We start from the raw sequence: 25,412 nt of genomic DNA, 5'->3' as shown, positions 1-25,412 counted from the left end.
AGTTAATTAGTGTTAATGGTTGTATCTTGCTGGGCTAAAAAAAGCCCAGCTTTTTACTTTTAATCACTCAGAAAACTGTTTACCTAACTTTAAATATTTAGGCTTTAAAACGCCTTTTAACTTGGCATAAGGTACAGTAAATTCGGGCATACCGGCTGCATAAGGTCCAACCTCATATGGTTGATGTAAAAAACTTAATCCCTCAGGCGTAAAAGTTACATTATTAGTTAATCTAAATTTCCAGTACGCTTTGTGTTCACTTGGCGTCATACCTTGTTCAATAATCCACTTATCAAACTCTGCTTCAACCAGCTTACTTAATACCGGTTTTTGATTAGCTATTAATATATCATCTAAGCCAATTTCTTGTTTTAAGTCACTATCGAGTATTGAATAAAACACAAACCCCATACCATGAGCGCCACCAAAGTAATCATACCCACCAATAGAGAATAACTCTAAAGATCCCACATGACCTAAATAAGCAGGTTCGACACTTTTAGAGTAAGGCAGACCTTGGCTTCCTGACATATCTTCAATCTGACTTTTAGCAAAGTTATCTAATGTTGTTTGCACTTCTTTGGGTACATTAACATGATAGTCAACAAAACTAACCGGCTGGTACTTTGCATCTCCCGCTATAAGTTGATTAACATTTTGGTTAATCAGTGTGTTTATCCATGGTTGCGTACTATTAATATAGCTTACTTCTATTGTTGGGCAGTTATCATGTTTTAAGCAAACATCTGAAACGGAATCAGGAAGTTGATGATAATATTGCTGTACATTAACTAACAAGCCTGAAGCCTGCGCCATATTGCTGCTCAAAAATAAGGTTGAAAAAAGGGCGCTCGTTGATAACAAGGTTTTAATATGGTTTTTCATAATCGTATTCTCAAGTTGTATACTGGTTTTTTTAAAAAAACATTCCGCCTATTCAGTTAGATAGCTATGGCTAATTAACTATGCCTTAAACTTGTCACCGGCTAAGCCTTTCACCGTATTTAAAATATCGGCAGGCAATACAACTGTTTTGGCATTGTCAGACTCAGCCATATCACGCATGGCTTTAATGTATTTTTCACCCAATAAATAGATGATTGGCATTTCTTCTTCGCCCACCGCATTAGTAATCAAACGGATAGACTCTTCTGAACCTTTTGCCAATACAACTTGTGCCTCTGCATCACGGCGAGATGCTTCAAGACGACCATCAGCCTCTAAAATAGCCGCTTGTTTTTGACCATCGGCACGGGTAACCGTAGCACGGCGTTGGCGTTCTGCCGCAGCTTGTTCTTCCATCGCCATTTGCATGGTAGATGATGGATTGATGTCTTGAATCTCGACTGTTTTTAGGGTGATACCCCAATCTGCAATATCATTAGAAATGGCAGCCTTTAGTTCTGCTTTAATCTGATCACGGTTAGATAATGCATCATCTAGGTTCATCTCACCCACAATAGAACGTAGCGAGGTTTGCACAAGGTTACGGATACCGAGCTCATAATCCTCAATACCATAAACTGCACGCTCTGGCTGCACAATATTAATATAAGCCACTGCATTGGCAATAATCACCACGTTGTCACGCGTAATCACATCTTGCGACGGGATATCCAATACAATGTCTTTGGTAGTTACTTTGTAGGCAACATCATCTATGTAGGGGATGACTATATTAAGCCCTGGTTCTAAGGTTTTTTGATACTTACCTAACCGTTGTACAATCCATTTATAACCTTGAGGTACAATACGCACCCCTTTGAAAATTGTCACAACGACCAAGGCAACCAGTACGAGTAAAATAAAACTAAATTCCATGATATTATCCTTTAATTATTCTAAATATTGTGTTTCGCTTGAAACTTTAACTCATTTGCTGTGTATCATTTAGTCAGCTCAACAACCAACTCATTACCCAAAATTTGAGTCACAATCACTTTATCACCAATGTTAATTTCTTCTCCATTGGTACGGCATTGCCATTCGGTAGCACCTGCCATTGGTACACTAAAGCGGACTGTGCCAGCCTTTTGTGACATCGGCTTTGTGATGATAATACCTGTTTCGCCAATGATGACACTGGCACCCAAACCTGCTTTTGTTTTATCTACCGCCAGCGGTTTTATAAACTTAAACCAAGCAAACACACAAATGATTGATAGTATTAACCACAAAACGACCTCTACACTTGTAGAAAGCGGTAATAGCCAAGCAATAATGGCAACCGCAATTGCAGCAACCCCAAACCAAAGGGTAGCAAAAGTAAACGTAAACATTTCTACAATTAGTAAAACAACACCAAATGCAAACCACTGCCAAGGTTCTATTATCATTGTGATACCTCTTTACCATTTTAGTTAGATACTAACACTTTACCATATTTTAATACTTGAGAATCACTATCATGTTAAAAATTAATGAAAAATAGTTTAAAAAAAACGCCCTCAAAATGAGAGCGTTTTAATCGATTATTAAACGGTTGCTTATTTATCTTCTTTTACTTCAGTAAACTCGGCATCTACCACGTCATCATTGGCATTGCTAGTACCTGCATCCGCATCAGCACCTTGTGCAAACTGACTAGGATCCATACCCTCTGCGCCTGCACCAGCTTCTGCATAAATCTTCTGACCAATTGGTAAGAAGGCATTATCTAACGCTTCTAGCTTAGCTTTGATGTCATCTACATCATCTTCTTTTGTTGCCAGTTCTAACTCACTAATCGCCGCTTCAACTGCTGACTTCTCATCGTCAGTAACTTTGTCTTCAGCATCTTTTAGTGCTTTTTGTACTGCGTGGATACGTCCATCAGCTTCGTTACGTACTTGCGCAAGCTCTGCAAATTTTTCATCTTCTGCTGCATTTGCCTCTGCATCACGTACCATTTGCTCGATTTCATCATCCGACAAACCAGAGTCTGCTTTAATTTGGATGCTTTGCGCTTTACCAGTACCTTTATCAGTCGCTGAGATATTCATGATACCATCAGCGTTAATATCAAAGGTAACCTCAATTTGAGGAACACCACGTGGTGCTGGTGGAATCTCGGTTAAGTCAAAGTTGCCTAGCAATTTGTTTTGCTTAGCTACTTTACGCTCACCTTGATAAACCTGAATCGTTACCGCTGGCTGGTTGTCTTCTGCTGTTGAGAACACTTGTGATTTCTTAGTAGGAATCATGGTGTTTTTCTCAATAATCGCTGTCATCACACCGCCCATGGTTTCGATACCTAAGGTTAGTGGCGTTACATCAAGTAGTAGTACATCTGTTTTATCACCAGATAGTACCGCACCTTGAATTGCCGCACCCATCGCAACCGCTTCATCAGGGTTAACATCTTTACGTGGCTCTTTACCAAAGAAGGCTTTAACCGCTTCTTGCACTTTAGGCATACGGCTTTGACCACCAACTAAAATAACGTCATCGATATCACTTGCAGACAAACCTGCGTCTTCTAATGCAGTTTTACATGGCGTAATCGTACGCTGTACTAGCTCTTCTGTTAAGCTTTCTAACTTAGCACGGCTAATGGTTACTACCAAGTGTTTAGGGCCACTTGCATCTGCTGTGATGTATGGCAGGTTTACTTCGGTACTGGTAGAGCTAGACAGTTCAATTTTTGCTTTTTCTGCCGCTTCTTTAAGACGCTGCATCGCTAATGGATCACCTTTTAGGTTCACGTCATTTTCTGATTTGAACTCTTCTACTAGGTAGTCGATTAACGCCAAGTCAAAGTCTTCACCACCTAAGAAAGTATCACCATTGGTTGCCAATACTTCAAACTGCTGCTCGCCATCTACATCTGCCACTTCAATGATTGACACGTCAAAAGTACCACCACCTAAGTCATAAACAGCTAATGTGCTATCGCCCGCAAATTTTTTGTCGCTACCATAAGCAAGTGCTGCTGCTGTTGGCTCGTTGATGATACGTTTTACATCTAGACCAGCAATTTTACCTGCATCTTTAGTTGCTTGACGTTGGCTGTCGTTAAAATAAGCAGGTACAGTCACAACTGCTTCTGTTACAGCTTCACCAAGGTAGTCTTCGGCTGTTTTCTTCATTTTCTTTAAAACTTCTGCCGAGATTTGAGGTGGTGCTTGTTTTTTGCCATCAATTTCTACCCATGCATCGCCATTGTCTGCTTTAACAATTTTGTATGGCACCATGCCAATATCTTTTTGTACGGCTTTGTCATCAAAACGACGACCAATAAGACGCTTAACTGCAAATAATGTGTTGGTTGGGTTGGTAACTGCCTGACGTTTTGCAGACTGACCTACCAAAGTTTCACCATCTTTAAATGCAACGATAGACGGAGTTGTACGACCACCTTCTGCGTTTTCGATGACTTTAACTTTGTCACCTTCCATTACTGATACACATGAGTTGGTTGTACCTAAATCGATACCAATTACTTTACCCATAATAAATACTCCAATTGTTTTAAAATTTGTTAGGTTTAAAAGTTAGAACAAGAGGTCTATGGCGATTCAATACGATGATGATTGAATGTTGCTTAGACGTTGTGCTTGCATGATACCTATATCGGTTTTATGGGTTTGGTTTTCAAGTTTTATATGAAAAAAATGTTAAAAAAATAGGCAAAAAGTGTGGATGAGTGGATTTTTTCTGGTTTTGCTTGTTCGTCTCACGGCTTTTTTAAATGCCTTACACTAAGACTAATAGCCATGTTTTATTATGAGTAGTACCGAATGTTTAGCCTAGGTTCTTAAAATTAATTTCGACTAATTTGATTTTTATAAGTTTTAATAATGTCATAAACTTTTTGAGCGTTTTCAATATCTTTGAATGCAGGCGTTTCTTCAAGCCGTTTTGCACCCATTGCTTGATAAGCAGCATCTTGATTATATCTGCTTGCTAAAAAACGACTCCCTTTACCAACATAATCTAATAAAATCTTACCGTATCCCGAACCTTGTTGTACTAGATCCAATCTTTGTAAATCTTCATATCTAATTATTATAGGCAACTCTTTCGGATAGTCTTGACGAATAAATACTCGATGATTACTCAGAACATAATATGTTTGTTTTCTACGTTTAATATCACCCACTAATCTAGAATATAATATCGAGATTGACAAAAATAGAAAAAATATCGCTGTAACTGCCATACCATCCGTTGTACTAACAGAAATGTATAATAAAAACGCTGCAAAAATAAATATAAAAATCATTAAAGGGAAAAATAATAAATCTGACAATCGTAAAACAAAACCCTGCTTTGGCTGACCTGTCCAAATTAAATGTTCAGTATCACCTAGTAACGGCTCAAATAAGCTGGCTATCTCTTTATCTACTTCAATCTCACTTATTTTTTGTTCTACTTGCATTAGATACCCTTTATCACGCCAACCAAATAAAAAGCCAGACTTTAAATCTGGCTTTTTATCATATCAAAAACTTTAAACAAGGGTGTAATTTAACATTAAGCCCCAACTTGTACCATTGCAGGGCGGATAGAGCGCCCATGCAGTGTATAACCTTTTTGTAGTACCACGCCTACCATATCTGGCTCTGCATCTGGGAAGATGCCTACCGCTTCATGAAAATCTGGGTTAAACTTCTCGCCCAATGGGTCAACCACTTCTAAGCCATTTTTAGTTAATACAGATATCAAAGACTTATGGGTTAACTGTAACCCTTCTAAAACCGCACCTTCTGCACCGCTTTGCTCGGCACTGGCAATCGCACGCTCAAAGTTATCGACTACTTCTAAAAGCTCTTTGGCAAACTTTTGTAAGGCAAACTTTTTGGCTTTGTCGGTTTCTTGCTCCATGCGGTTAATGGCATTGTAAGACTCGGCATTGGCACGGGCTTGCCCTTCTTTAGCTTGTTGCACTTCGCCTTCTAACTCGGCAATGCGTGCTTGTAGCTGTTCAGTTTCACTTAGCTCTACAGGTTCTGCTTGTGCTTCCTCTGTTGTTTCATCAACTGTATTTTCTGCCATATCTTGGGTTTCTTCTACAAGGTTTTCGTTTTCTATGCCATTTTGTTGTTGGCTCATGGTAACTCCTGTGCTTTTACAAATATTTTTGCTTATGCATTTATTACAAAATTTTTTACTGACTAATTGATATAGGTAATGCAATGTTTTTTCAAGTGGTAGGCACTAATAAATAATAAAAAAAGATAAGACTGCTTTTAGCCTTATCTTTTTAACTTAAACCAATCATTAACACTAAGTTTCACATGAAACATTAAGCCAGGTTTTTAACCTTTCTTTTTTCTGGCTCTACGCTTCTTTTTAGGTTTATTCATCTCACTTGCCTGCAAGTGTGCAACCAAATCAAAATCTATCTGTAAACTGTCCATATTCACACCTGCCACCTTAATTTTTAGGCTATCGCCTAAGCCGTAAAGTGTGCCACCGTCACCCAATAGCTGCTGGGTTTTTTCATCAAAAGTAAAGTAGTCATTACCCAAGTTGGATATATGAATAAGCCCATCTACAAACAAGTTATCTAAGGTAACAAACAAGCCAAAGCTCGTAACGGCAGATACTGTACCCACAAACTCATCGCCCAAATGGTCCCGCATGTAGTGGCATTTTAACCAGCTTTCTACAAATCGGCTGGCTTCTTCTGCTCGGCGTTCGGTATCTGAGGTTTGCTCACCTGCCTCGTCCAATTCAAAGTCCATTACAGGTTGTTTGCTTTTGGTTACTTTCGCTTTAATGGCACGGTGCAACATTAAGTCAGGGTAACGGCGGATTGGCGAGGTAAAGTGGCTGTATTCATCATACGCCAAACCAAAATGCCCAATATTGGTTGGTGCATAATTTGCTTGCATCATAGACCGTAGCAACATACTGTGGATACTAACCGCATCTGGGCGTTCTTTTGTTGCCTCGATGATACGTTGGTAATCTGCCTGTGTTGGGTTTTCTTCAGGGAAGCTAATACCAAAGTTCTTCGCATATTCATGCACACGCATAGACTTAGTTGCATCTGGTTTGTCATGATTGCGGTAAAGCACAGGTAGCTCATGCTCTAAACCAAATTTTGCCGCTGCCGTATTAGCAAGTAGCATACATTCTTCAATCAGCTTATGCGCATCGCCACGAGTACGCGGCACAATGGCATCAATTTTGCCATCTTCAGCAAATTTGATGTACACCTCTGGCGTTTCAAACTCCATCGCATGGCGTTCTTCTCGTTTTTTAGTGAGCACGCCATAAAGTTGGTGTAATACGTCTATCGACTTCTTAACGTCTTTATTGCCTGTTAGGCTATCAGGTACTGTATCCAATTTACCGTCAAAATAGTCGTTAACTTGGTTATAGGTTAAACGAGCCTGCGAGTGCATCACTGCAGGATAAAACTCATAACCTGTTACGTTACCAGCACGAGACACTTTGATATCAGCAACCATACATAATCGATCAATCTCTGGGTTTAATGAGCATAAGCCGTTAGACAAAACCTCTGGCAACATTGGCACAACATGATGCGGGAAGTACACCGACGTACCACGCTCGTATGCCTCGTGGTCAAGCGGTGAGTTTGGTGTGACATAGTGGCTGACATCGGCAATGGCAACCACCACACGGTAATTACCGCCAGCACGTTTTTGGGCAAACACGGCATCATCAAAATCACGTGAGTCCTCACCATCAATGGTAACCAATGGCAACTCTCGTATGTCTTTACGCCCTTTAAAATCTTTATTGCTTGGCTCAACATAGCCATTGGCTTGTTTCATTACCGCTTTGCTAAACTCATGTGGGATGTCGTAATTAAGCAAAGTGGTTTCGATGATTACTTCACGGTCGTTGTCATCTGTCATTGCCTCGGTAATCTCGCCGTTAGCAAATTCTTGCTGAGTTGGGTAATCGCTAATTTTAACCTTAACGGGATGGTCTAACATGGCACCCGTATTTTTTACGCTTTCTTCTGTGACCATAATCGGCTGGTGCGAGTTAGGGCTAGCCAGCGCTACTAAATAGCCGTCATCATCTTGCTGCAGTGTCCCAATAAAGTTGTCTTGTGAGCGTTCAACCACTTCAAGCACACGCCCCTCGGTGCGTCCTTTATTGTCGGTTAGCGTTGCCACGGCGTTAACGATATCGCCATTAAAAACCCAGCGCATTTGTTTTTCATGCAAAAACAGGTCTGGCATGTCTTCTAACACCACAAAACCAAAGCCTTTGGCATGGGCAGAAACCACACCGGTCACCACATCTTCTTCTTTAATGGCTTTAAACAAGTCTGGCTTACCACGTTTACCGTACTGGCACATTACTTGTCCATCACGGGTCATCGCTTTTAGTCGATTGCCAAGGGCTTCAAACTGCTCGGCATGGTGTTTGTTGTCAATACCAAAGGCATCAGCAAGTTGGTTTTTAGTCGCATCGCCATGCTTGGAAGATTCACACAAGCCGGCAAGCGTTTGCATAATCAACAATCGGCTTGGGATTGGATTATCATATTTACTTGCTTCTGCTTTTGCGTTTGGATCGTTCCAGATATTACTAACTTTATTTTTGTTTGACTTTGCCATAATTTACCGTGTAGGTTTAGCACACTTTTAAGTTTATAACTTTTTGGGTTGATAAGTTTATAAAGTGCTACTTGATTTAGTCTGTTCTTATGGCTCTATCTTATCACCAATCACACCAGTTTAATAGCTTACCGCTTTAAGATACACAAATGCACCACAAACATTTATATAAATAAACAAAGTTTATGGTTGCCACGCACGTATCATTGTATAATTAATGTGTTTATTAACGCAAAATAGCAAAATCTTTTATCTATCCATCTTATTATCATTTAAGTCATTATATGCCAAAAACCAAACTAATATTTGCAGGCACACCCGAGTTTGCTGCGGTAAGCTTGCAAGCTTTAATCGACAGCCAAGACGAATTAAACATCGACATTGTTGCCGTTTATACTCAGCCAGACCGCAAGGCAGGGCGAGGACAAAAAGTAACACAGTCTGCCGTTAAGCAGGTCGCCTTAGCACATGGTATCTGTGTTGAACAACCAGAAACCTTTAGCAAAGCCAAAGAAGGCGGCTTAGTTTCACGTGAAACTTTAGCAAACTATAATGCGGATGTTATGGTTGTGGCTGCCTATGGTTTAATTTTGCCAGTTGGCGTATTAAACACCCCTAAACTGGGCTGTATTAATATCCATGGTTCATTATTACCTCGTTGGCGAGGTGCTGCACCTATCCACCGTGCTATTTTAGCCGGCGATACGCAAACGGGCATTACCATCATGCAGATGGATAAAGGGCTAGACACAGGTGATATGCTATATAAGTTGGCTTGCGACATTGCAGAGACAGACACCACAGCTAGCCTGCACGACAAACTGGCAGAACTTGGGGCTACTGCGGTTAAAACCGTACTGGCTGATTTGCCAAGCTACCAAGCAAAGGCTGAAAAACAAGATGATAACCTTGCCAATTATGCCGACAAGTTAAGCAAAGAAGAAGGACAAATTGACTGGAACAAACCAGCAGGTGAGATTGCTCGCCAAATTCGTGGTATGTTCCCTTACCCAAGCACTTTTAGTTTTATTAATGGCAAACGTGTTAAAGTGATTGAGTCACTGCCATTAAATGAGAGCCAACCAACAGATGAGATGGCAGGGACGATTATCAGCGTGGGTAAAAAAGCCATTTTAGTCGCTTGCGGTAAAGACTCAAATGATCAAGGTACAACCCTGCGTTTAACCAAATTACAGTTTGCAGGTGGTAAAGCGTTAACGGCAGAACAAATTTGTACTGGTAATAAACTAAATGATGGCGATAAATTTGATTTGTAAGCTTTGATAAATGAGTTTTAATGTATGAAAACACCAAACACCCCAACCAACACAGATAATTCACGCACAGCGGTGATAAAAACCCTGATTAACGTCCAGCAGGGGTTGTCACTTAGCAACATGCTTGATGGCTTGCTGGCAGAAGTGGCAGAAAATAGCAAAGGTTTTGTACATAACCTATTGCTTACCAGCCTGCGCCATTGGCACGCAACTGCCCGCTTATTAGATAGCCTTGCCGACAAGCCCATTGACGAAATAGAGGTTCGTACCACCATTCAAGTGGGCATTACTCAGCTCATTTATCTTGAAACGGCTGACCATGCCTCAATTTTTGAAACAGTAGAATCGGTTAAACAACTGGGCTTTGAGCGTGCATCAGGTTTGGTCAATGCCATATTACGTAAAGTTGCCAAAAACCCAGCTAAGTACCGTAAAGCCTGCGATAAAAAACACAGCCTACCAAACTGGCTTGCTAAACAGCTAAAACAAGATTGGCGAGACCAATATAACGAGTTATGCAAAGGCATACGTGTGCCTGCCCCCATGTTTTTGCGTGTCAATGCCCGCCAGTCAGGCTTGCAAGATTATGCCCATAAGCTACAACAAACCGAAATAGAGCATGAGATACTTACGTTATCAACTGCTTTAAATGGGCTTAATGACAATCAAGAAGCCGTTATAAGCCCTATCCGCCTAACACAGTCTCAATCTATCTCTAACCTACCAAACTTTGATACCGGTATGGTGAGCGTACAGGACGCGCATGCCAGTATTGCAGGTAGCATGGTTAAAACCATTGCTCAGGATATGCTTGCAAACAACCCTAACAATCATTTGCACATATTAGATGCGTGCACCGCACCAAGTGGCAAGCTGGCGCATTGTTTAGAGCTGTTTGACAAAACAGACATCACCCCTGTTGTTGCCAAAAAAATTGGGGTGGATAAAACAGGCAATGATAAGGTCAAGTTGATTCATTCAGAGGCGCCGTCTAAACTCACATTCACGGCAATTGACAGCGAGGCAAATAGATTAGAACGCAGTAAGCAAACTTTAGCGCGTTTAGCACTAACTGATGAGGCATTGCTAATTTGTGCTGATGCCACCAGTTGGCAAGCAGATACAGAAAATACTGAGCAGTTTGATGTTATTTTGTTAGATGCGCCATGCACGGCAACAGGGGTTATGCGCCGCCATCCTGATATTGGTTTGCTTCGTCAAGAAGATGATGTAGAACAAACGGTAAGCCTGCAAAAACAGATTTTGCAAAACTTATGGCAACAATTAAAACCAAACGGGGTTTTGATTTATGCCACTTGCTCTATTTTAAAAGATGAAAACGAGACCCAAATGTTGGCGTTTTTGGCAGACCATAGCGATGCCAATGAGGTTAAAATTAATGCAGATTGGGGCATTGAACAAGCAGTTGGACGCCAATGTTTGCCAATAGATGGTGACTTGAATAAAAGTGGTGGCGATGGCTTTTATTATGCGGTGTTGAGGAAGGGTTGATAGTTCGATTAAGTGAGTAGAGTGCGTTCTACTCACCACAAAACAATCTCATTAAATGGTGCGTGGAAAACACTCTACTTACTAGCTAGTTTTATTAGTGCCTCGGCGGCAATTTTATTACGATATTCATCAGCAGATTTTGGAGAAATTTGTTCTAGTTCCTCTAAACTCAAATCGCTGTATGATTCTGCATAATCTAGCAGAGTTGTATAGTCATTGGCAGTTAACAAATTATTTTCAGATAGTGACCAAATTGCATCATAAGCAACCCATTCGTCTTGGTCTTTTATTGATTCTCTAATGTAATCTACATTGTCTTGTGCAAATTCTGCACCAATAAATCTTGTTACTGTAAGCATTGCACGCCTTACAAAAGCACTATTATTGCTCTTAAACTCCTCAAATATAGCTTGTACTCTAATATCTGGGTAAAGCTTTTCCATTTCTCGAGATAATGAAAATATCTCTATTGGCATACATATTTCTTGTTTAGACAAAGCTCTTAATCTAACTTTAAGAGACAAAATTTTTAAGAATTTGATAGCCCTCTCCTCTTGCGCCTAATACCTTACTATAAGGGCATAAATGCTTAGATAATCTTATCGAAAAATCTTGTAGCATTCGTTCCACACACCGCAAAATAACTTAGCTATTCCTCATAAAATGGTGCGTAGAGCGCATCTTACTTAACTCGTTTTGCCTCAAAAAACAGTAGATACTTATATCAATGAAAGCACAGGCAAAACTAAACGAAATTACCATTTTCATCCAGTGCCTGACTTGTTATGACTCTAGCATGTTTACCACATTCCATCCATCATAACAGGGTAGGTAATTGGCTTATAGTCACTAAAGTCTACATCTCTTACATGGGTAAAATCAGTCCAAAGCAAGCCAGCACCTTTAAGCCATTTTGTAGGTTTAACACGGTCTTCAATTTTCTTTATTTCTTCTTTTGTTGCTGGTCTAACTGGTCCTGCTTTACCATAAAGCCGAACGCCAGGATGTGATACAAACTTGCCTTTAATCAGTGAGCGTAACCAAAACATACGACCTGCATTAACTGCCATGATACAAATATTAGGATTTGAGTCGATATTTTCTCCCATTTTTACAGCATAATGATCGAAAAAATATCCGGTTAAATCGTCACGAAGAAAAACCGTACCCACTGGCGTGATATGTGGCGAACCGTCGGGGTTAACCGTTGCGATAGAGCAATAAATCGTAGATGCTTGACCTTCTTCAAGGACTTTTTTAACTTTTTGCCAGTTTTCTTGAATGCTCATAAATTTTCCTTTTTTAATTCATAACGTGGGCTTCTCTGCCATTTTGACTGAGCTTTAAATCATTAAATAACCAGTTAACTATATGGAAAAAATTTAATAAAAACAAGTAGTCGACTTTATAACCAATGTCATGGCAATAATTAAAACCAAACGGGGTTTTAATTATTGCCACTTGCTCTATTTTAAAAGATGAAAACGAGACCCAAATGTTGGCGTTTTTGGCAGACCATAGCGATGCCAATGAGGTCAAGATTGACGCAGATTGAGGCATTGAACAAGCAGTTGGACGCCAATGCTTGCCAATAGATAGCGACTTAAACAAAAGCGGTGGCGATGGCTTTTATTATGCGGTATTGAGGAAGGTTTGATAGTTAAATTATAGTGTGAGTAGTAAGCTGGTGCGTAGAACGCACTCTACTTAAATTTTTAGAGTACCTTACGCCTCTCTCTAGAAAGTGAATTTAAAAATAATCCTACAATTATCAACCCAATTATAGATTCAAGTCCAACTAAAAAACGATTTAAACCAGATATTGGAACAATATCTCCATAACCAAGCGTTGTTATTGTCACAACACTTAGATAAAGCATTCTATTAAAACTACCACTAGCTTCAGAAGGAAAACCTTTTTTAGCAGCCACATACCCTTTTATTTTTTTATCAAGTGTTAAAGGTGTTTTGAACCAATGTATATCGCCATAATAAGACAAAGCTTGAGGGGTCAAAGCTTCAAAGTTGTTTTCTTTATCAAAAATTGGTCTTGTTGTTTGTAAAAAGTGAGTTGAATAACACTCATTTTTTTCAGTACAGGTAATAAGTTCTTCATTCAATTTGAAATTTAATTCCACATTCATACTTACCATAGCATTATCTTTTTCAAAAACTGTCAATACAGTAAATCCGATATTGTTATCGAAATGCCTTAATGAATGAACTTCAAACTCATCTTTGAGCAGCGTCCAACCATCATAGTTTGCAGGTGAAAAGTTAGTAACAGTGACTAATGAAGATTCAATAGAATTAAGAATTTCAATTGCATCTTCATTTAGGTTTTTCTCAAATTGTGAAGTGGTGTGATAAAAGCCTGTACTATTCATTTTATAAACAACGGCAAAAATTAATATTGTTATAAAATAACTTAAACCCCAGCCTAGACTTGGTATTTTTGCTAAAGCATCGGAAGTTTTAAGTAGTCTTTTCGTAAAATTTTGCAAACCACTGTTTCTCATAAGTAAGGTGTTTTACCCAATAATCACTTGCTGTCTAGTACGTTCGAGTTGCGCTTTTATCCATGCAGGATTGTATATTTCAAACTGCACGTCATTAGGGTTGCCTAGCTCAAACGAAGGTTTTATTAGCTTTGCACCCATTTCATCTGCAACATCAAAAAATGCTTGCGCCACCTTATCCCATGCAGTTGCCGCAAGTTTGGTTATCTCATCTTCTGGAAATTGCTCAAGTTTCCATTCGCGTTGAACACAAGTATATTCACCTCCACCATCTTCTTCGGTATATAAAATACCAAGAAAGTCAGAATTTTTTGCAGCATGAGCAATATATCTTTTTATCCCTTCTTCACTATCACTAAGAGGATCAATCGGTATATTTAATCCTAACTTCATACCTCGACCACGAGTAAACCCAACGCTACCTTTACTTGCTGGTTTCAGCATAGATTTATGAACAACTAAATTACGTTGCTTGTATAAAAAGTGAATCAATGGGTCTTCAGAAAGTTCAGATTTTTTACTAGCAACTAACGATTTGAGTCTTTCGTCGCCTTGAACTTCCATTGTAACCATCTGCATTATTTCTTTTAGAGTTCTCAAAAAGGAGTTTAAAGACCACCGAAATTTATCGGCTTTATGGTAGTTTTCTTCCATTAAGCGAATATACCATGCAGCTTCATCTATTCTATCGAATGAAGAAGATAATGAATCAAATACTTTTCGGTTTAGGCAGTTCTTCATACGTGACTTCCAGCTAAGAGCTAACAATTTATTATCTATCCATACTAGCACCAATATAGCACGCTAACAATATGATTTAAAAAGACATAGTAGGTTGGCGTCGAGGTAACGAGACCCAACTCAGAAGAGAATAAGGTCGCACTCGGTGCGTTTTAGCCCTGATGGTAGTGGTATTGAAATTTAGGCTGTGGCGATTGCGAATAAGGTTAAGAGTGGTTGCTTGAATAATGAAACACCATTAACCTAATGAGCAACGCCACAGACAAATTGAAATAAAAGCGGACAGCAGGATTAGCTACAAATAAATTTTATACATAACAATCATATAAATAGTTCCGCATAAGGCTTGAGTTTTTGTATAATGGTTAAAAAATGATTGATAACTAAGTTAGTAGGTAAAAAATGAAATATATCAGCACGCGTGGTCAAACCGAGCCAATGGCATTTAGTGATGTGCTTTTAATGGGTTTAGCACCAGATGGCGGTTTGATGTTGCCAGAGCAATATCCTCAAATTGATGCAGCCAAGTTAAATGAGTGGCGTAACCTTAGCTACCAAGCGCTTGCTTATGAGATTATGAGCCTGTTTGCAACCGACATTGCCAGCGATGATTTAAAAGACATTGTAAACCGCACCTACACGGTAGAAGCATTTGGCAATGAAGACATTGTGCCTGTGCGTGAGCTTGGCAACGGCATACACATACTTGGGCTATCTAACGGACCTACGCTTGCATTTAAAGACATTGCCATGCAGTTTTTGGGCAATGCGTTTGAATATGTGCTTAAGCAAAAAGGCGAGCGTATTACCATTATTGGTGCAACCAGTGGCGATACGGGCAGTGCGGCAGAATACGCCCTGCGTGGTAAAGAAAACGTAGAAGTATTTATGCTGTCTCCTCAAGGTAAAATGAGTGAGTTTCAGCGTGCGCAAATGTACAGCCTAACTGATAAAAACATCCATAACATTGCTATTGACGGCATGTTTGATGATTGCCAAGACATTGTTAAAGCCTTGCAAGAAGACGCAGACTTTAAAGCAAAATACAGCTTAGGTACGGTTAACTCTATTAACTGGGGTCGTATTTTGGCGCAAATCGTTTATTACTTTAAAGCCTACTTTGCAACCACTAGCACAAACGAGCAAAAAGTGAGCTTTTGTGTGCCGTCTGGCAACTTTGGTAATATTTGTGCAGGGCACATAGCACGTGAAATGGGCTTACCTGTTGAGCGATTGATTGTAGCAACTAACGAAAATGACGTACTAAACGAGTTTTTTAACGGCGGTAGCTACCAACCACGCCCAGCAGACAAAACTTACGTAACCTCTAGCCCGTCTATGGATATTTCTAAAGCCTCTAACTTTGAGCGTTTTATTTATCTGCTTTTAGGTAAAGACACACAAAAGGTAAATGAGCTGTTTCAGGGCGTTAAGTCTGGCAAAGGCTTTGAGTTGGCTGAGCTTTCACAAACCATTAATGAGCGTTTTGGCTTTGCAGCAGGTAAATCTACCCACGCAAACCGTTTGGCAACCATTAAAGCGGTTTACGAGGCAACGGGTGATTTAATAGACCCACACACTGCAGATGGCGTTAAAGTGGCTAAAGAACTACAAAAAAATGGCGAAATTATTGTATGTGCAGAAACCGCATTACCTGCTAAGTTTGCAGAAACCATGCAGGAAGCCATTGGCGAAGTAGCCATACCACGCCCAGCACACACGCAAGATATTGAAAGCCTACCACAGCACGTGATAAAACTTGATAACCAAGCAAGCTTAGTGGCTGATGAGATTGTTAAACACGTTGAACCAATTGCCTAGTTTTCATAAAAAATTGTGTGTAAAACTTGTTTGTAAAAGCTGTGTGTAGAATGTAAGAGGTTTCATGTGAAACTTCTTACAATTAGAGAATATTTTATGACAAAATACTTTTAAACAACTATGTTATATACAAATAAAAAACGCACTCTAATATGAGTGCGTTTTTTATTGCTGTAATCTAAGTCTATAGTTAGTAATAAACCAAATTAAGATTTAGAAGCGCTATAAATCATATCAATTGTAGCATCCATTGTGCTGGCAAACTCGTCTTCACTTTGTGCTTTTGCCAAACCTTGGGTAAATGCACGAGAGAAGCTAGCAATAATACCTTTGTTATCTGTTAAACGCTGGCAAGATTCATCACGAGAATAACCGCCAGACAACGCCACCACTTTTAATACTTTAGGGTGGTCAATCAATTCTTGATAAAAGCCCGCAACCTCTGGCAATGTTAGTTTAAACATAACTTTTTGATCTGCTGGTAGTTCATCAAGATGCTTTAAAAAGCTTGCTTTTAATAATGCTTCAGACTCTGCTTTGTCTGCACTTTCAATATTAACTTCTGGCTCAATAATTGGCATAAAACCTTTTGCCAAAATGCGTTTTGCAACATCAAACTGCTGGCTAACAACGGCTTCAATTGCATCTGCATTGGCTGTATGGATAACCGAGCGCATTTTAGTACCAAAAATAGGGTATGCTTTGGCTTTATCTAACAAGGCTTCTAAGTCTGGCATTGGCTTCATTAGCTGTACGCCGTTTTCTTCATCTGCCAAACCTTTATCTACCTTTAAAAAAGGCACAACGTTTTTATCTTCCCACAAGTAGTTTGCCGTTGGTTTGCCGTTTACTTGTCTGTCCATGGTGTTTTCAAACAAAATTGCACCCAAAACACGCTCAGATGTAAAAGCATCACACGTCATAATGCGTGTGCGCATCTCGTGTACTTTGGTAAACATTTCTTCTTCATTGGTGTATTCATCTTCATTCACACCATATATTTTTAGTGCTTTTGGTGTGCTGCCACCACTTTGGTCAAGGGCTGCGATGAATCCATCATCATTGGCAATACGTTGCGTTTGTTCTGAAAAACTCATCGGTAAAAACTCCTGTGAGTAAATAAAACGAATTAAAATTATAAAATTCGTTAATGTTAGTTAAACGTGTTAAATATTTAAAAATATTTATTTGCTGAATGGCTATATATTTTATCAAAATTAGCAAATTATTAAAATATCATTTTGCTTGTTAATACACATACAAACAACAAATTATATCGTCTTTATTTTACAAAGCGATTAAATCCATATAACCTTGAATTTTGCGCTTACATTATTTCATTATTTAGCGATTTATTTTTTGCTAGAATGATTATTATTAAACTTAAAACTGTAGAACAAGAATGAAGCCACTTTTTCAGTATTTTGAGAGTCGTTTAAATCCTTATCCAACTAATCAAATCCCCTTGCCACGCAAAGGTTTGCTTAAGTTTTTATGGGCATGTACTGCCGGATTACGCGGCTGGCTATTGTTGTTTACTTTTTTAGTGGCTGTCATGGGCGTTTATGAAGCCGTATTGTTTGCATGGATTGGTGATTTGGTTGATTGGTTAAGCCATTATACCCCGCAAACGCTATGGGCAGAAAAAGGCGATAAAATTAAGTTGATGGCAATGATTATGCTCGCAAGCCCTTTAGTGGTAATTTTACAATCATTGGTACATTATCAAGTAATACAAGCCGTATTCCCAATGCAGATGCGTTGGCGTTTTCATAGAAGAATGCTTGGACAATCCATGCAGTTTTATCAAAATGAGTTTTCTGGTAGGGTTTCTGCCAAAGTCATGCAAACAGCGCTTGCTGTTCGTGCCGTTATCATGACCATATGCGACATGCTCACTTATGTGTTTATTTATTTTATAACCACTGGTGTCATCATGTTTAGCCTAGATAAGCTACTTTTATTGCCTTTTATACTTTGGCTACTTTTATTAATTGCCAATATTGCCTTTTTTGTCCCTAAACTACGCGATGCCTCTCGCAAACAAGCCGATGCCCGCTCACTAATGACAGGGCGAATTACCGATGCCTATGCCAATATCACAACCGTTAAACTATTTAGCCATTCTCGACGAGAGTTAAAATACGCCAAAGACGCAATGCAACAATTTATTACAACCGTACACGGGCAAATGCGTTGGGTAACTCATTTAGGCTTAATGACCCACTTAATCAGCATTATATTGGTGGGCAGTACAGCCGCTATTAGTTTGTATCTATGGAATGCCAGCATTGTAACGGCAGGTGCCATTGCAACGGCAACCGCCATGGCAATCCGTATGAATGGCATGACCCATTGGATAATGTGGCAAATAGCACAACTTTTTGAAAGCATCGGCACCGTGCAAGATGGCATTAGTACTTTATCCACGCCTCAAACAGTCATCGACAAACCAAATGCTAAAGAAATTACCGTCAATAAAGGTGAAATTAGCTTTAATAATGTTAACTTTGCCTATGAGGTTAAAGATGAAAACTTAGATAAGCTTAAGATAGAGCATCTACTTACAGATTTTAACCTACAAATAAAGCCTGGTGAAAAAGTGGGACTTGTTGGGCGTTCTGGTGCTGGCAAATCTACTTTAGTTAATTTGTTACTGCGTTTTTATGATGTGCAATCTGGCAAAATTTTAATAGATGGACAAGCCGTTGATGAAGTTACGCAAGAGTCTCTGCGTTTGCAAATTGGCATGGTAACACAAGATACCTCATTGCTACATCGTACAGTACGAGAAAATATTGCCTATGGTCGCCCAGATGCCACAGAAGATGAAATTATTGCCGCTGCCAAAAAAGCTCATGCTTGGGAGTTTATCCAAGGCTTACATGATAAAAAAGGCAACACAGGTTTAGATACAAAAGTTGGTGAGCGCGGCGTTAAGCTATCTGGTGGGCAACGCCAACGTATTGCCATTGCCAGAGTTATGCTAAAAAATGCACCTATTTTATTATTAGATGAGGCAACTTCTGCCCTAGACAGTGAAATAGAACACGCAATTACCGAAAGTTTAAATGATATGATGGCAGGTAAAACCGTCATCGCAATTGCCCATAGGTTATCGACAATTGCCGCTTTAGATAAGCTGGTTGTTATAGAAGAAGGTAAGATAATTGAACAAGGTAGCCATGACGAGCTACTGGCACTAGATGGCGTATATGCCAAACTATGGCAGCGCCAAAGTGGTGGGTTTTTAGGTAAAGACTAGTTATGTTTAAAGTGAAAAGATGAATCTATTCCCATCAAATCCACAAGATAACCTATTACCTTACGATGGCATGGTTAATGATTTTGGTGTTGTACTAGACAACCCAACCCAGCTTTACCAAACCTTGCTAAGCAAGCTTCCTTGGCAATCCGATATAGTCACTATTTTTGGTAAAACACACATTACCAAACGGCAAATTGTATGGATGGGCGATAATGTTAGTTACCGATATTCTGGGCATAATCGCCTAAGCATACCTTGGATAAATGACGTGTTTCATGTGAAACAGCTCATAGAAAAGCAATTAAAAGAGAAAGGCATACAAACAACTTTTAACGCCTGCTTACTTAATTATTACCCAACCGGTAAAGAAGGCATGGGCTATCATGCAGATGATGAACCAGAGCTTGGCTTTGAACCTATTATTGCGAGTTTATCGTTAGGAGAAACCCGCAAATTTGTTTTTAAACATAACCAGACTAAAAACAAAGCCGAAATCATGCTAACAAACGGTCAATTAATTGTTATGCACGGGCAAACACAAAACCACTGGCAACATACCATTACCAAAACTAAAATGGTAAAAAATGGACGAATAAGCCTAACTTTTAGAAATATTTTATCAATTTTATAAGATATATCAGATTAATTAGCAATTTAGCTAATTTTTTGCTAAGATATGCCCTCTTAATTTTTCTGTGTTTTTTTAAAGTTTTAAACACAGATAAATTTAGAAAAAACAAACCATAGGCTACCTCTAGTAATGCAGGGATAGCCTGAATTTAAATGGAGTGAATCATCACTCACAGCATTGCAGGAGATTAAAATGCTAACAAATCAAGATCGCGAACAAATCATCGCTCAATACCAACGTGGCGAAAACGACACTGGTAGCCCAGAAGTACAAGTAGCTCTATTAACGGCTCGTATTAACGACCTACAGGCTCACTTTAAAGCGCACAAAGCTGATCATCACAGCCGCCGTGGTCTAATCCGTATGGTTAACCAACGTCGTAAACTACTAGACTACCTAAAAGGTAAAGACCTTAACCGTTATTCAACGCTAATTGGTCAACTAGGCTTACGTCGCTAATATATAGCGAATAGTTTTTAAAACGGTGAGAATGTGGATTCTCGCCGTTTTTTGTATTTTAACTTAATCTAGTTAGATACTTTTATCAGCAATATTTATTAATCAATAGTAAAAATGCTTAAATAAAGGTAAAATGGAAGTGTGTATTTTTAGGCTGGCTTCTAACGCTTGTGGGTTTGTTTTTATTTAAAAAACAAAAATCTATAACCGTTAGAGGCTAAATATTAAGTCAAAATATACAAAAATAAAGCTGATAACATGATTAATATTCAGCTGTTTCACATGAAACTTATAATTTTTTAAATATTAGGAACAATAAATGTCAATGTTTAATACCATTACACGAGAATTTCAATACGGCAATCAACAAGTCGTTTTAGAAACTGGGCGTATTGCTCGTCAGGCTAATACCGTTATCGTACACATGGGTGGCGTATCTGTATTAGTTGCTGTTGTCGCAAAAGCTGAAGCAAACGAAGGTCAAAGCTTTTTCCCATTAACGGTAAACTATCAAGAAAAAATGTATGCAGCGGGTAAAATCCCTGGTGGTTATGGCAAGCGTGAAGGTCGTGCTAGTGAGTTTGAAACTTTAACTAGCCGCCTTATCGATCGTCCAATCCGTCCATTATTCCCAGAAGGTTATGTAAACGAGATTCAAATCACTGCAACGGTTATCTCATCAGACAAATCTCAAGATGCTGATATTGCTGCTATGATTGGTGCCTCAGCTGCCCTATCAATTTCTGATGCGCCTTTTAATGGTCCTATTGGTGCGGCACGTGTTGGTTTTGTTAATGGTGAGTATGTATTAAACCCAACGCATGATCAATTGGCTGAAAGCGATTTAGACCTTGTTGTCGCAGGCACAAAAGGTGCTGTTTTAATGGTTGAATCTGAAGCTAAAGAGCTATCAGAAGATCAAATGCTTGGCGCTGTTTTATACGGACACGAGCAACAACAAGTGGTAATTGACAACATCCAAGCATTAGCCGATGCCGTTGCACCGCAAAAGCAAGTTTTTGAAGCCCCTCAGGTTAATGAAGCCTTAGAAAGTGCCTTAAAAACTCAATTTGGTGAAGCCGTTGCCGAAGCCTATACCATTACCGACAAACAAGCCCGTTACGCTAAACTTGATGAAGTTAAAACGGCTGTTTTAGAAGCACTAGCAGGCGACCCAGAAGCTGAAGACTATAGCGACAAAGCAAGCGAAGTAAAAGGTTTGTTTGATGAGTTAAAATACCGCACTGTTCGTGATGCTGTATTAAATGGCAAACGTATTGATGGTCGTGATTTAGAAACCGTACGTGCATTAGATGTGCAAGTTGGCGTATTACCATACACCCATGGTTCTGCATTATTCACCCGTGGTGAAACCCAAGCACTGGTTACCACAACATTAGGTAACTCACGCGATGTGAACCTAATTGATAGTCTTTCAGGTACAAAACAAGATCACTTCATGTTGCATTATAACTTCCCACATTATTCAGTGGGTGAAACAGGTCGCGAAGGCGCACCTAAACGCCGTGAAATTGGTCATGGTCGCTTAGCCCGCCGTGGTGTTCAAGCAATGCTGCCAAATAGTGATCGCTTCCCTTATGTGATCCGCATAGTATCAGATATTACTGAATCAAATGGTTCTTCATCAATGGCTTCTGTTTGTGGTGCATCTCTTGCATTAATGGATGCCGGTGTGCCACTAAAAGCACCAGTTGCCGGTATTGCAATGGGCTTAGTTAAAGAAGATGAGCGTTTTGCTGTTTTATCTGACATCTTAGGTGATGAAGATCACTTAGGCGATATGGACTTTAAAGTTGCTGGTTCTAAAGACGGTATCACAGCACTTCAAATGGATATCAAAATTGAAGGCATCACTGCTGACATCATGGAACAAGCGCTTAAACAAGCACATGCAGGACGTATCCACATCCTAAATGCCATGAACGAAGTTATTGCAGAAAGCCGTACAGAAATAAACGCGCATGCACCTAACTATGCTGTAATCAACATTGATTCAGATAAAATTCGTGACGTAATTGGTAAAGGCGGTGCAACTATCCGTCAGCTTACTGAAGAAACAGGCGCAGTAATTGATATTGATGATAATGGCACAATCCGCATTTTTGGTGAAAACAAAGCATCAAGCAAAGCTGCCATTGCTCAAATCGAAGCCATTACTGCCGAAGCAGAAGTGGGTAAAGTATACGAAGGTACCGTTGCACGTATTGTTGATTTTGGTGCTTTTGTTACTATTTTACCGGGTACAGATGGCTTGGTTCATATTTCACAAATCAGTGAAGAACGTGTAGAAAACGTGAGTGACCACTTAAGTGAAGGTCAAAAAATTAAAGTATTGGTACAAGACGTTGACAACCGTGGTCGTATCAAACTTACTATGAAAGGTGTTGAGCAATAATTTTTTAATTTGCTAAAACATATCCAAAAAACCGCTTTGCCAGACAAAGCGGTTTTTTGTGTACTAAAATGTTATCAAACCTTGTATGCAAAATGTTAGTTACTTGGTCTTTATTACAAAGGTTTGATATAATTAAAGCTTTATTTTAATTTGCCAAATTATTACCAGTTAAAAGTATTTAAAGGGTATGGCAACAATCAATGAACTTAAAACATAGTCTAGCGATTATATGATTGAGAGTTACAATCATCACTATCAACGGACAAAAAGAAGGAAAAAATTATGGTAGCGATTACTTTACCTGACGGTAATATCAAAGAATTCAGCGCAGCAACCACTGTGATGCAAATCGCCGAGAGCATTGGTCCTGGTTTGGCAAAAGCCACCATTGCTGGGCGTGTAGATGGCATTTTACGTGATGCAAGCGATCTGATTACCACAGATGCAAAAGTAGAAATCATTACCTCAAAAAATGAAGAAGGGTTAGAAATTATTCGCCACTCATGTGCTCATTTAATGGGACACGCGGTAAAACAGTTATACCCTGATGTAAAAATGGTGATTGGTCCTGTTATTGAAGATGGCTTTTATTACGATATATACAGTAAAAAGCCCTTCACTCAAGAGGATATGAGCAAAATAGAAGCTCGTATGAAAGATCTAATTAACCAAAATTATGACGTTATCAAAAAAATGACACCACGTGATGAGGTGATTAAAGTATTTGAAGAACGTAATGAAGACTACAAGCTAAAACTGATTGAAGAGATGCCTGATGAAACTGAAATGGGCTTGTACTATCATCAAGAATACATTGACATGTGCCGTGGTCCACATGTACCAAATACACGCTTTTTAAAAGCATTTAAGCTTACTAAAATGAGCGGTGCTTACTGGCGTGGTGACTCAAACAATAAGCAACTACAGCGCATTTATGGCACGGCTTGGGCAGATAAAAAACAATTAAAAGCCTACATTACTCGTATTGAAGAAGCCGAAAAACGTGACCACCGTAAAATTGGTAAAGCGTTAAACTTATTTCACTTACAAGAGCAAGCGCCAGGTATGGTTTTTTGGCACCCAAATGGTTGGCAAATATGGCAAGTACTTGAGCAATACATGCGTCAACTACAGCAAGATAATGGCTATGATGAAGTGAAAACACCACAAATTGTAGACCGCAGCTTGTGGGAAAAGTCTGGTCACTGGGGTAACTATGCCGAAAACATGTTTACCACCTCAAGTGAAAGCCGTGACTACGCCGTAAAACCAATGAACTGCCCATGCCATGTACAAGTATTTAATCAGGGTTTAAAATCTTACCGTGATTTACCACTACGTATGGCTGAGTTTGGTTCGTGCCACCGTAACGAGCCATCTGGCTCACTACACGGTATTATGCGTGTACGTGGTTTTACTCAAGATGATGGTCATATTTTTTGTACTCGTAAACAATTAGAAGAAGAAGTAGCAAACTTTATTGCCCTTACTCTAAATGTTTATAAAGACTTTGGCTTTGATAACATCGAAATGAAGTTATCGACTCGCCCAGAAAAACGTGTTGGTACAGAAGCATCTTGGGATTTGGCAGAAAAAGCCTTATCAGATGCGCTAGACAGCTCTGGTCTTGATTGGGAATATTTACCGGGTGAAGGGGCATTTTATGGTCCTAAAATTGAATTTACATTAAAAGATTGCTTAGGCAGAAAATGGCAGTGCGGTACAATCCAAGTTGACCCTAATATGCCTGAACGCCTTGATGCAGAATTTGTTAATGAAGACGGCGAGCGAGAAACGCCACTGATGCTACACCGTGCCATATTAGGCAGCTTTGAACGCTTTATTGGCATGCTTATTGAGCATTATGCCGGCTTTATGCCACCTTGGTTATCACCAAATCAAGTTGTGGTAATGAACATTACAGACAAACAATCTAACACCTGTAATGACGTCGTAGAAAAACTTAAAAATGTAGGCATTCGTGCCTTTAGTGACTTGCGTAATGAGAAAATTGGATTTAAGATACGTGAGCGAACTCTAGAACGTATCCCCTTCATGTTAGTATTGGGGGACAAAGAAGTCGAATCTGGCAGCGTCAATGTACGTACTCGAGAAGGTGAAAACCTAGGTGTTATGTCAGTAGAAGACTTTATCGAGCTAGTACAAAAAGCCGTCGCCCAGAAGGGTCGATACAATCTAAAAACAGATGAGGAGTAATACCCATTAAAAAGTCAAACCGT

The 25,412-nt window shown here is 39.4% G+C and carries 21 protein-coding genes; 9 read left to right on the top strand and 12 right to left on the bottom strand.

The genetic code is table 11. The features are described 5' to 3' along the window. Positions 1-63: 63 nt before the first annotated feature. The 7 genes from VH441_RS07090 to rnr form a co-directional block, all read right to left on the bottom strand. Entirely contained in the window at positions 64-885 is an 822-nt protein-coding gene (locus VH441_RS07090; protein WP_434352949.1) for an RsiV family protein, read from the bottom strand. A 78-nt stretch (positions 886-963) separates the two neighbouring features. Further along, positions 964-1,821: an SPFH domain-containing protein gene (locus VH441_RS07085; protein WP_434352948.1), complete on the bottom strand. Its 858-nt coding sequence runs from the start codon at positions 1,819-1,821 to the stop codon at positions 964-966. A gap of 65 nt (positions 1,822-1,886) precedes the next feature. After that, positions 1,887-2,336: an NfeD family protein gene (locus VH441_RS07080; protein WP_434352947.1), complete on the bottom strand. Its 450-nt coding sequence runs from the start codon at positions 2,334-2,336 to the stop codon at positions 1,887-1,889. Positions 2,337-2,486: 150 nt separating this feature from the next. Beyond that, positions 2,487-4,430: a molecular chaperone DnaK gene (gene dnaK / locus VH441_RS07075; RefSeq protein ID WP_434352946.1), complete on the bottom strand. Its 1,944-nt coding sequence runs from the start codon at positions 4,428-4,430 to the stop codon at positions 2,487-2,489. A gap of 311 nt (positions 4,431-4,741) precedes the next feature. Next, a complete protein-coding gene (locus VH441_RS07070) occupies positions 4,742-5,359 on the bottom strand; it encodes a hypothetical protein (RefSeq protein WP_434352945.1) in 618 nt (205 codons plus the stop codon). Positions 5,360-5,454: 95 nt separating this feature from the next. Further along, entirely contained in the window at positions 5,455-6,033 is a 579-nt protein-coding gene (gene grpE, locus VH441_RS07065) for a nucleotide exchange factor GrpE (RefSeq protein WP_434352944.1), read from the bottom strand. Positions 6,034-6,239: 206 nt separating this feature from the next. Then, positions 6,240-8,528, bottom strand: coding sequence for a ribonuclease R (gene rnr / locus VH441_RS07060; RefSeq protein WP_434352943.1), 2,289 nt, complete (start codon positions 8,526-8,528; stop codon positions 6,240-6,242). A 284-nt stretch (positions 8,529-8,812) separates the two neighbouring features. Between rnr and fmt the strand changes: the two genes are divergently transcribed. Together fmt and VH441_RS07050 are read left to right on the top strand one after the other, a co-directional pair. After that, the gene (fmt, locus tag VH441_RS07055; protein WP_434352942.1) at positions 8,813-9,805 is read left to right on the top strand and encodes a methionyl-tRNA formyltransferase; all 993 of its coding nucleotides are present in this window, start codon (positions 8,813-8,815) and stop codon (positions 9,803-9,805) included. A 24-nt stretch (positions 9,806-9,829) separates the two neighbouring features. Then, positions 9,830-11,317, top strand: coding sequence for a transcription antitermination factor NusB (locus VH441_RS07050; protein ID WP_434352941.1), 1,488 nt, complete (start codon positions 9,830-9,832; stop codon positions 11,315-11,317). Positions 11,318-11,391: 74 nt separating this feature from the next. Here the strand turns inward: VH441_RS07050 and VH441_RS07045 are convergent, their stop codons facing one another. Together VH441_RS07045 and VH441_RS07040 are read right to left on the bottom strand one after the other, a co-directional pair. Next, positions 11,392-11,793, bottom strand: coding sequence for a HEAT repeat domain-containing protein (locus VH441_RS07045; RefSeq protein WP_434352940.1), 402 nt, complete (start codon positions 11,791-11,793; stop codon positions 11,392-11,394). A 324-nt stretch (positions 11,794-12,117) separates the two neighbouring features. Continuing rightward, positions 12,118-12,606, bottom strand: a complete 489-nt coding sequence (locus VH441_RS07040; protein ID WP_434352939.1) for a pyridoxamine 5'-phosphate oxidase family protein — start codon at positions 12,604-12,606, stop codon at positions 12,118-12,120. Positions 12,607-12,767: 161 nt separating this feature from the next. Between VH441_RS07040 and VH441_RS07035 the strand changes: the two genes are divergently transcribed. Then, positions 12,768-12,872, top strand: coding sequence for a hypothetical protein (locus VH441_RS07035; RefSeq protein WP_434354378.1), 105 nt, complete (start codon positions 12,768-12,770; stop codon positions 12,870-12,872). Between the two features lie 160 nt (positions 12,873-13,032). Here the strand turns inward: VH441_RS07035 and VH441_RS07030 are convergent, their stop codons facing one another. After that, a complete protein-coding gene (locus VH441_RS07030) occupies positions 13,033-13,836 on the bottom strand; it encodes a potassium channel family protein (protein WP_434352938.1) in 804 nt (267 codons plus the stop codon). A 12-nt stretch (positions 13,837-13,848) separates the two neighbouring features. Further along, the gene (locus VH441_RS07025; protein WP_434352937.1) at positions 13,849-14,409 is read right to left on the bottom strand and encodes a hypothetical protein; all 561 of its coding nucleotides are present in this window, start codon (positions 14,407-14,409) and stop codon (positions 13,849-13,851) included. A gap of 570 nt (positions 14,410-14,979) precedes the next feature. Between VH441_RS07025 and thrC the strand changes: the two genes are divergently transcribed. Continuing rightward, entirely contained in the window at positions 14,980-16,398 is a 1,419-nt protein-coding gene (gene thrC, locus VH441_RS07020) for a threonine synthase (protein WP_434352936.1), read from the top strand. 206 nt (positions 16,399-16,604) lie between these two features. Here thrC and VH441_RS07015 read toward each other — a convergent pair whose 3' ends face one another. Further along, positions 16,605-17,495: a fructose bisphosphate aldolase gene (locus VH441_RS07015; RefSeq protein WP_434352935.1), complete on the bottom strand. Its 891-nt coding sequence runs from the start codon at positions 17,493-17,495 to the stop codon at positions 16,605-16,607. 305 nt (positions 17,496-17,800) lie between these two features. Here VH441_RS07015 and VH441_RS07010 point away from each other — a divergent pair, with 305 nt between their 5' ends. The 5 genes from VH441_RS07010 to thrS all read left to right on the top strand — a co-directional run bounded on the left by VH441_RS07010 (position 17,801) and on the right by thrS (position 25,389). After that, the gene (locus VH441_RS07010; RefSeq protein WP_434352934.1) at positions 17,801-19,663 is read left to right on the top strand and encodes an ABC transporter ATP-binding protein; all 1,863 of its coding nucleotides are present in this window, start codon (positions 17,801-17,803) and stop codon (positions 19,661-19,663) included. A 19-nt stretch (positions 19,664-19,682) separates the two neighbouring features. Next, positions 19,683-20,297 carry an alpha-ketoglutarate-dependent dioxygenase AlkB family protein gene (locus VH441_RS07005; RefSeq protein WP_434352933.1) on the top strand — a complete coding sequence of 205 codons (615 nt, stop codon included), beginning with the start codon at positions 19,683-19,685 and terminating at the stop codon, positions 20,295-20,297. A gap of 192 nt (positions 20,298-20,489) precedes the next feature. Next, on the top strand, positions 20,490-20,756 hold the full coding sequence (rpsO, locus tag VH441_RS07000) for a 30S ribosomal protein S15 (protein WP_434352932.1): 267 nt from the start codon (positions 20,490-20,492) through the stop codon (positions 20,754-20,756). Positions 20,757-21,075: 319 nt separating this feature from the next. Then, entirely contained in the window at positions 21,076-23,172 is a 2,097-nt protein-coding gene (gene pnp, locus VH441_RS06995) for a polyribonucleotide nucleotidyltransferase (RefSeq protein ID WP_434352931.1), read from the top strand. Between the two features lie 282 nt (positions 23,173-23,454). After that, entirely contained in the window at positions 23,455-25,389 is a 1,935-nt protein-coding gene (thrS, locus tag VH441_RS06990; protein WP_434352930.1) for a threonine--tRNA ligase, read from the top strand. The last annotated feature ends 23 nt before the right edge of the window (positions 25,390-25,412 follow it).

It is taken from the genome of Psychrobacter sp. HD31 (assembly GCF_051097895.1).
Taxonomy (GTDB): Bacteria; Pseudomonadota; Gammaproteobacteria; order Pseudomonadales; family Moraxellaceae; genus Psychrobacter.
This window is presented reverse-complemented; position numbering and strand designations above follow the sequence as displayed.

What these genes read in the sequence shown, in the direction of transcription:
- VH441_RS07090 (WP_434352949.1), bottom strand. Translation starts at nt 885, where the DNA reads ATGAAAAACCATATTAAAACCTTGTTATCAACGAGCGCCCTTTTTTCA.
- VH441_RS07085 (WP_434352948.1), bottom strand. Translation starts at nt 1,821, where the DNA reads ATGGAATTTAGTTTTATTTTACTCGTACTGGTTGCCTTGGTCGTTGTG.
- VH441_RS07080 (WP_434352947.1), bottom strand. Translation starts at nt 2,336, where the DNA reads ATGATAATAGAACCTTGGCAGTGGTTTGCATTTGGTGTTGTTTTACTA.
- dnaK (WP_434352946.1), bottom strand. Translation starts at nt 4,430, where the DNA reads ATGGGTAAAGTAATTGGTATCGATTTAGGTACAACCAACTCATGTGTA.
- VH441_RS07070 (WP_434352945.1), bottom strand. Translation starts at nt 5,359, where the DNA reads ATGCAAGTAGAACAAAAAATAAGTGAGATTGAAGTAGATAAAGAGATA.
- grpE (WP_434352944.1), bottom strand. Translation starts at nt 6,033, where the DNA reads ATGAGCCAACAACAAAATGGCATAGAAAACGAAAACCTTGTAGAAGAA.
- rnr (WP_434352943.1), bottom strand. Translation starts at nt 8,528, where the DNA reads ATGGCAAAGTCAAACAAAAATAAAGTTAGTAATATCTGGAACGATCCA.
- fmt (WP_434352942.1), top strand. Translation starts at nt 8,813, where the DNA reads ATGCCAAAAACCAAACTAATATTTGCAGGCACACCCGAGTTTGCTGCG.
- VH441_RS07050 (WP_434352941.1), top strand. Translation starts at nt 9,830, where the DNA reads ATGAAAACACCAAACACCCCAACCAACACAGATAATTCACGCACAGCG.
- VH441_RS07045 (WP_434352940.1), bottom strand. Translation starts at nt 11,793, where the DNA reads ATGCCAATAGAGATATTTTCATTATCTCGAGAAATGGAAAAGCTTTAC.
- VH441_RS07040 (WP_434352939.1), bottom strand. Translation starts at nt 12,606, where the DNA reads ATGAGCATTCAAGAAAACTGGCAAAAAGTTAAAAAAGTCCTTGAAGAA.
- VH441_RS07030 (WP_434352938.1), bottom strand. Translation starts at nt 13,836, where the DNA reads ATGAGAAACAGTGGTTTGCAAAATTTTACGAAAAGACTACTTAAAACT.
- VH441_RS07025 (WP_434352937.1), bottom strand. Translation starts at nt 14,409, where the DNA reads ATGGTTACAATGGAAGTTCAAGGCGACGAAAGACTCAAATCGTTAGTT.
- thrC (WP_434352936.1), top strand. Translation starts at nt 14,980, where the DNA reads ATGAAATATATCAGCACGCGTGGTCAAACCGAGCCAATGGCATTTAGT.
- VH441_RS07015 (WP_434352935.1), bottom strand. Translation starts at nt 17,495, where the DNA reads ATGAGTTTTTCAGAACAAACGCAACGTATTGCCAATGATGATGGATTC.
- VH441_RS07010 (WP_434352934.1), top strand. Translation starts at nt 17,801, where the DNA reads ATGAAGCCACTTTTTCAGTATTTTGAGAGTCGTTTAAATCCTTATCCA.
- VH441_RS07005 (WP_434352933.1), top strand. Translation starts at nt 19,683, where the DNA reads ATGAATCTATTCCCATCAAATCCACAAGATAACCTATTACCTTACGAT.
- rpsO (WP_434352932.1), top strand. Translation starts at nt 20,490, where the DNA reads ATGCTAACAAATCAAGATCGCGAACAAATCATCGCTCAATACCAACGT.
- pnp (WP_434352931.1), top strand. Translation starts at nt 21,076, where the DNA reads ATGTCAATGTTTAATACCATTACACGAGAATTTCAATACGGCAATCAA.
- thrS (WP_434352930.1), top strand. Translation starts at nt 23,455, where the DNA reads ATGGTAGCGATTACTTTACCTGACGGTAATATCAAAGAATTCAGCGCA.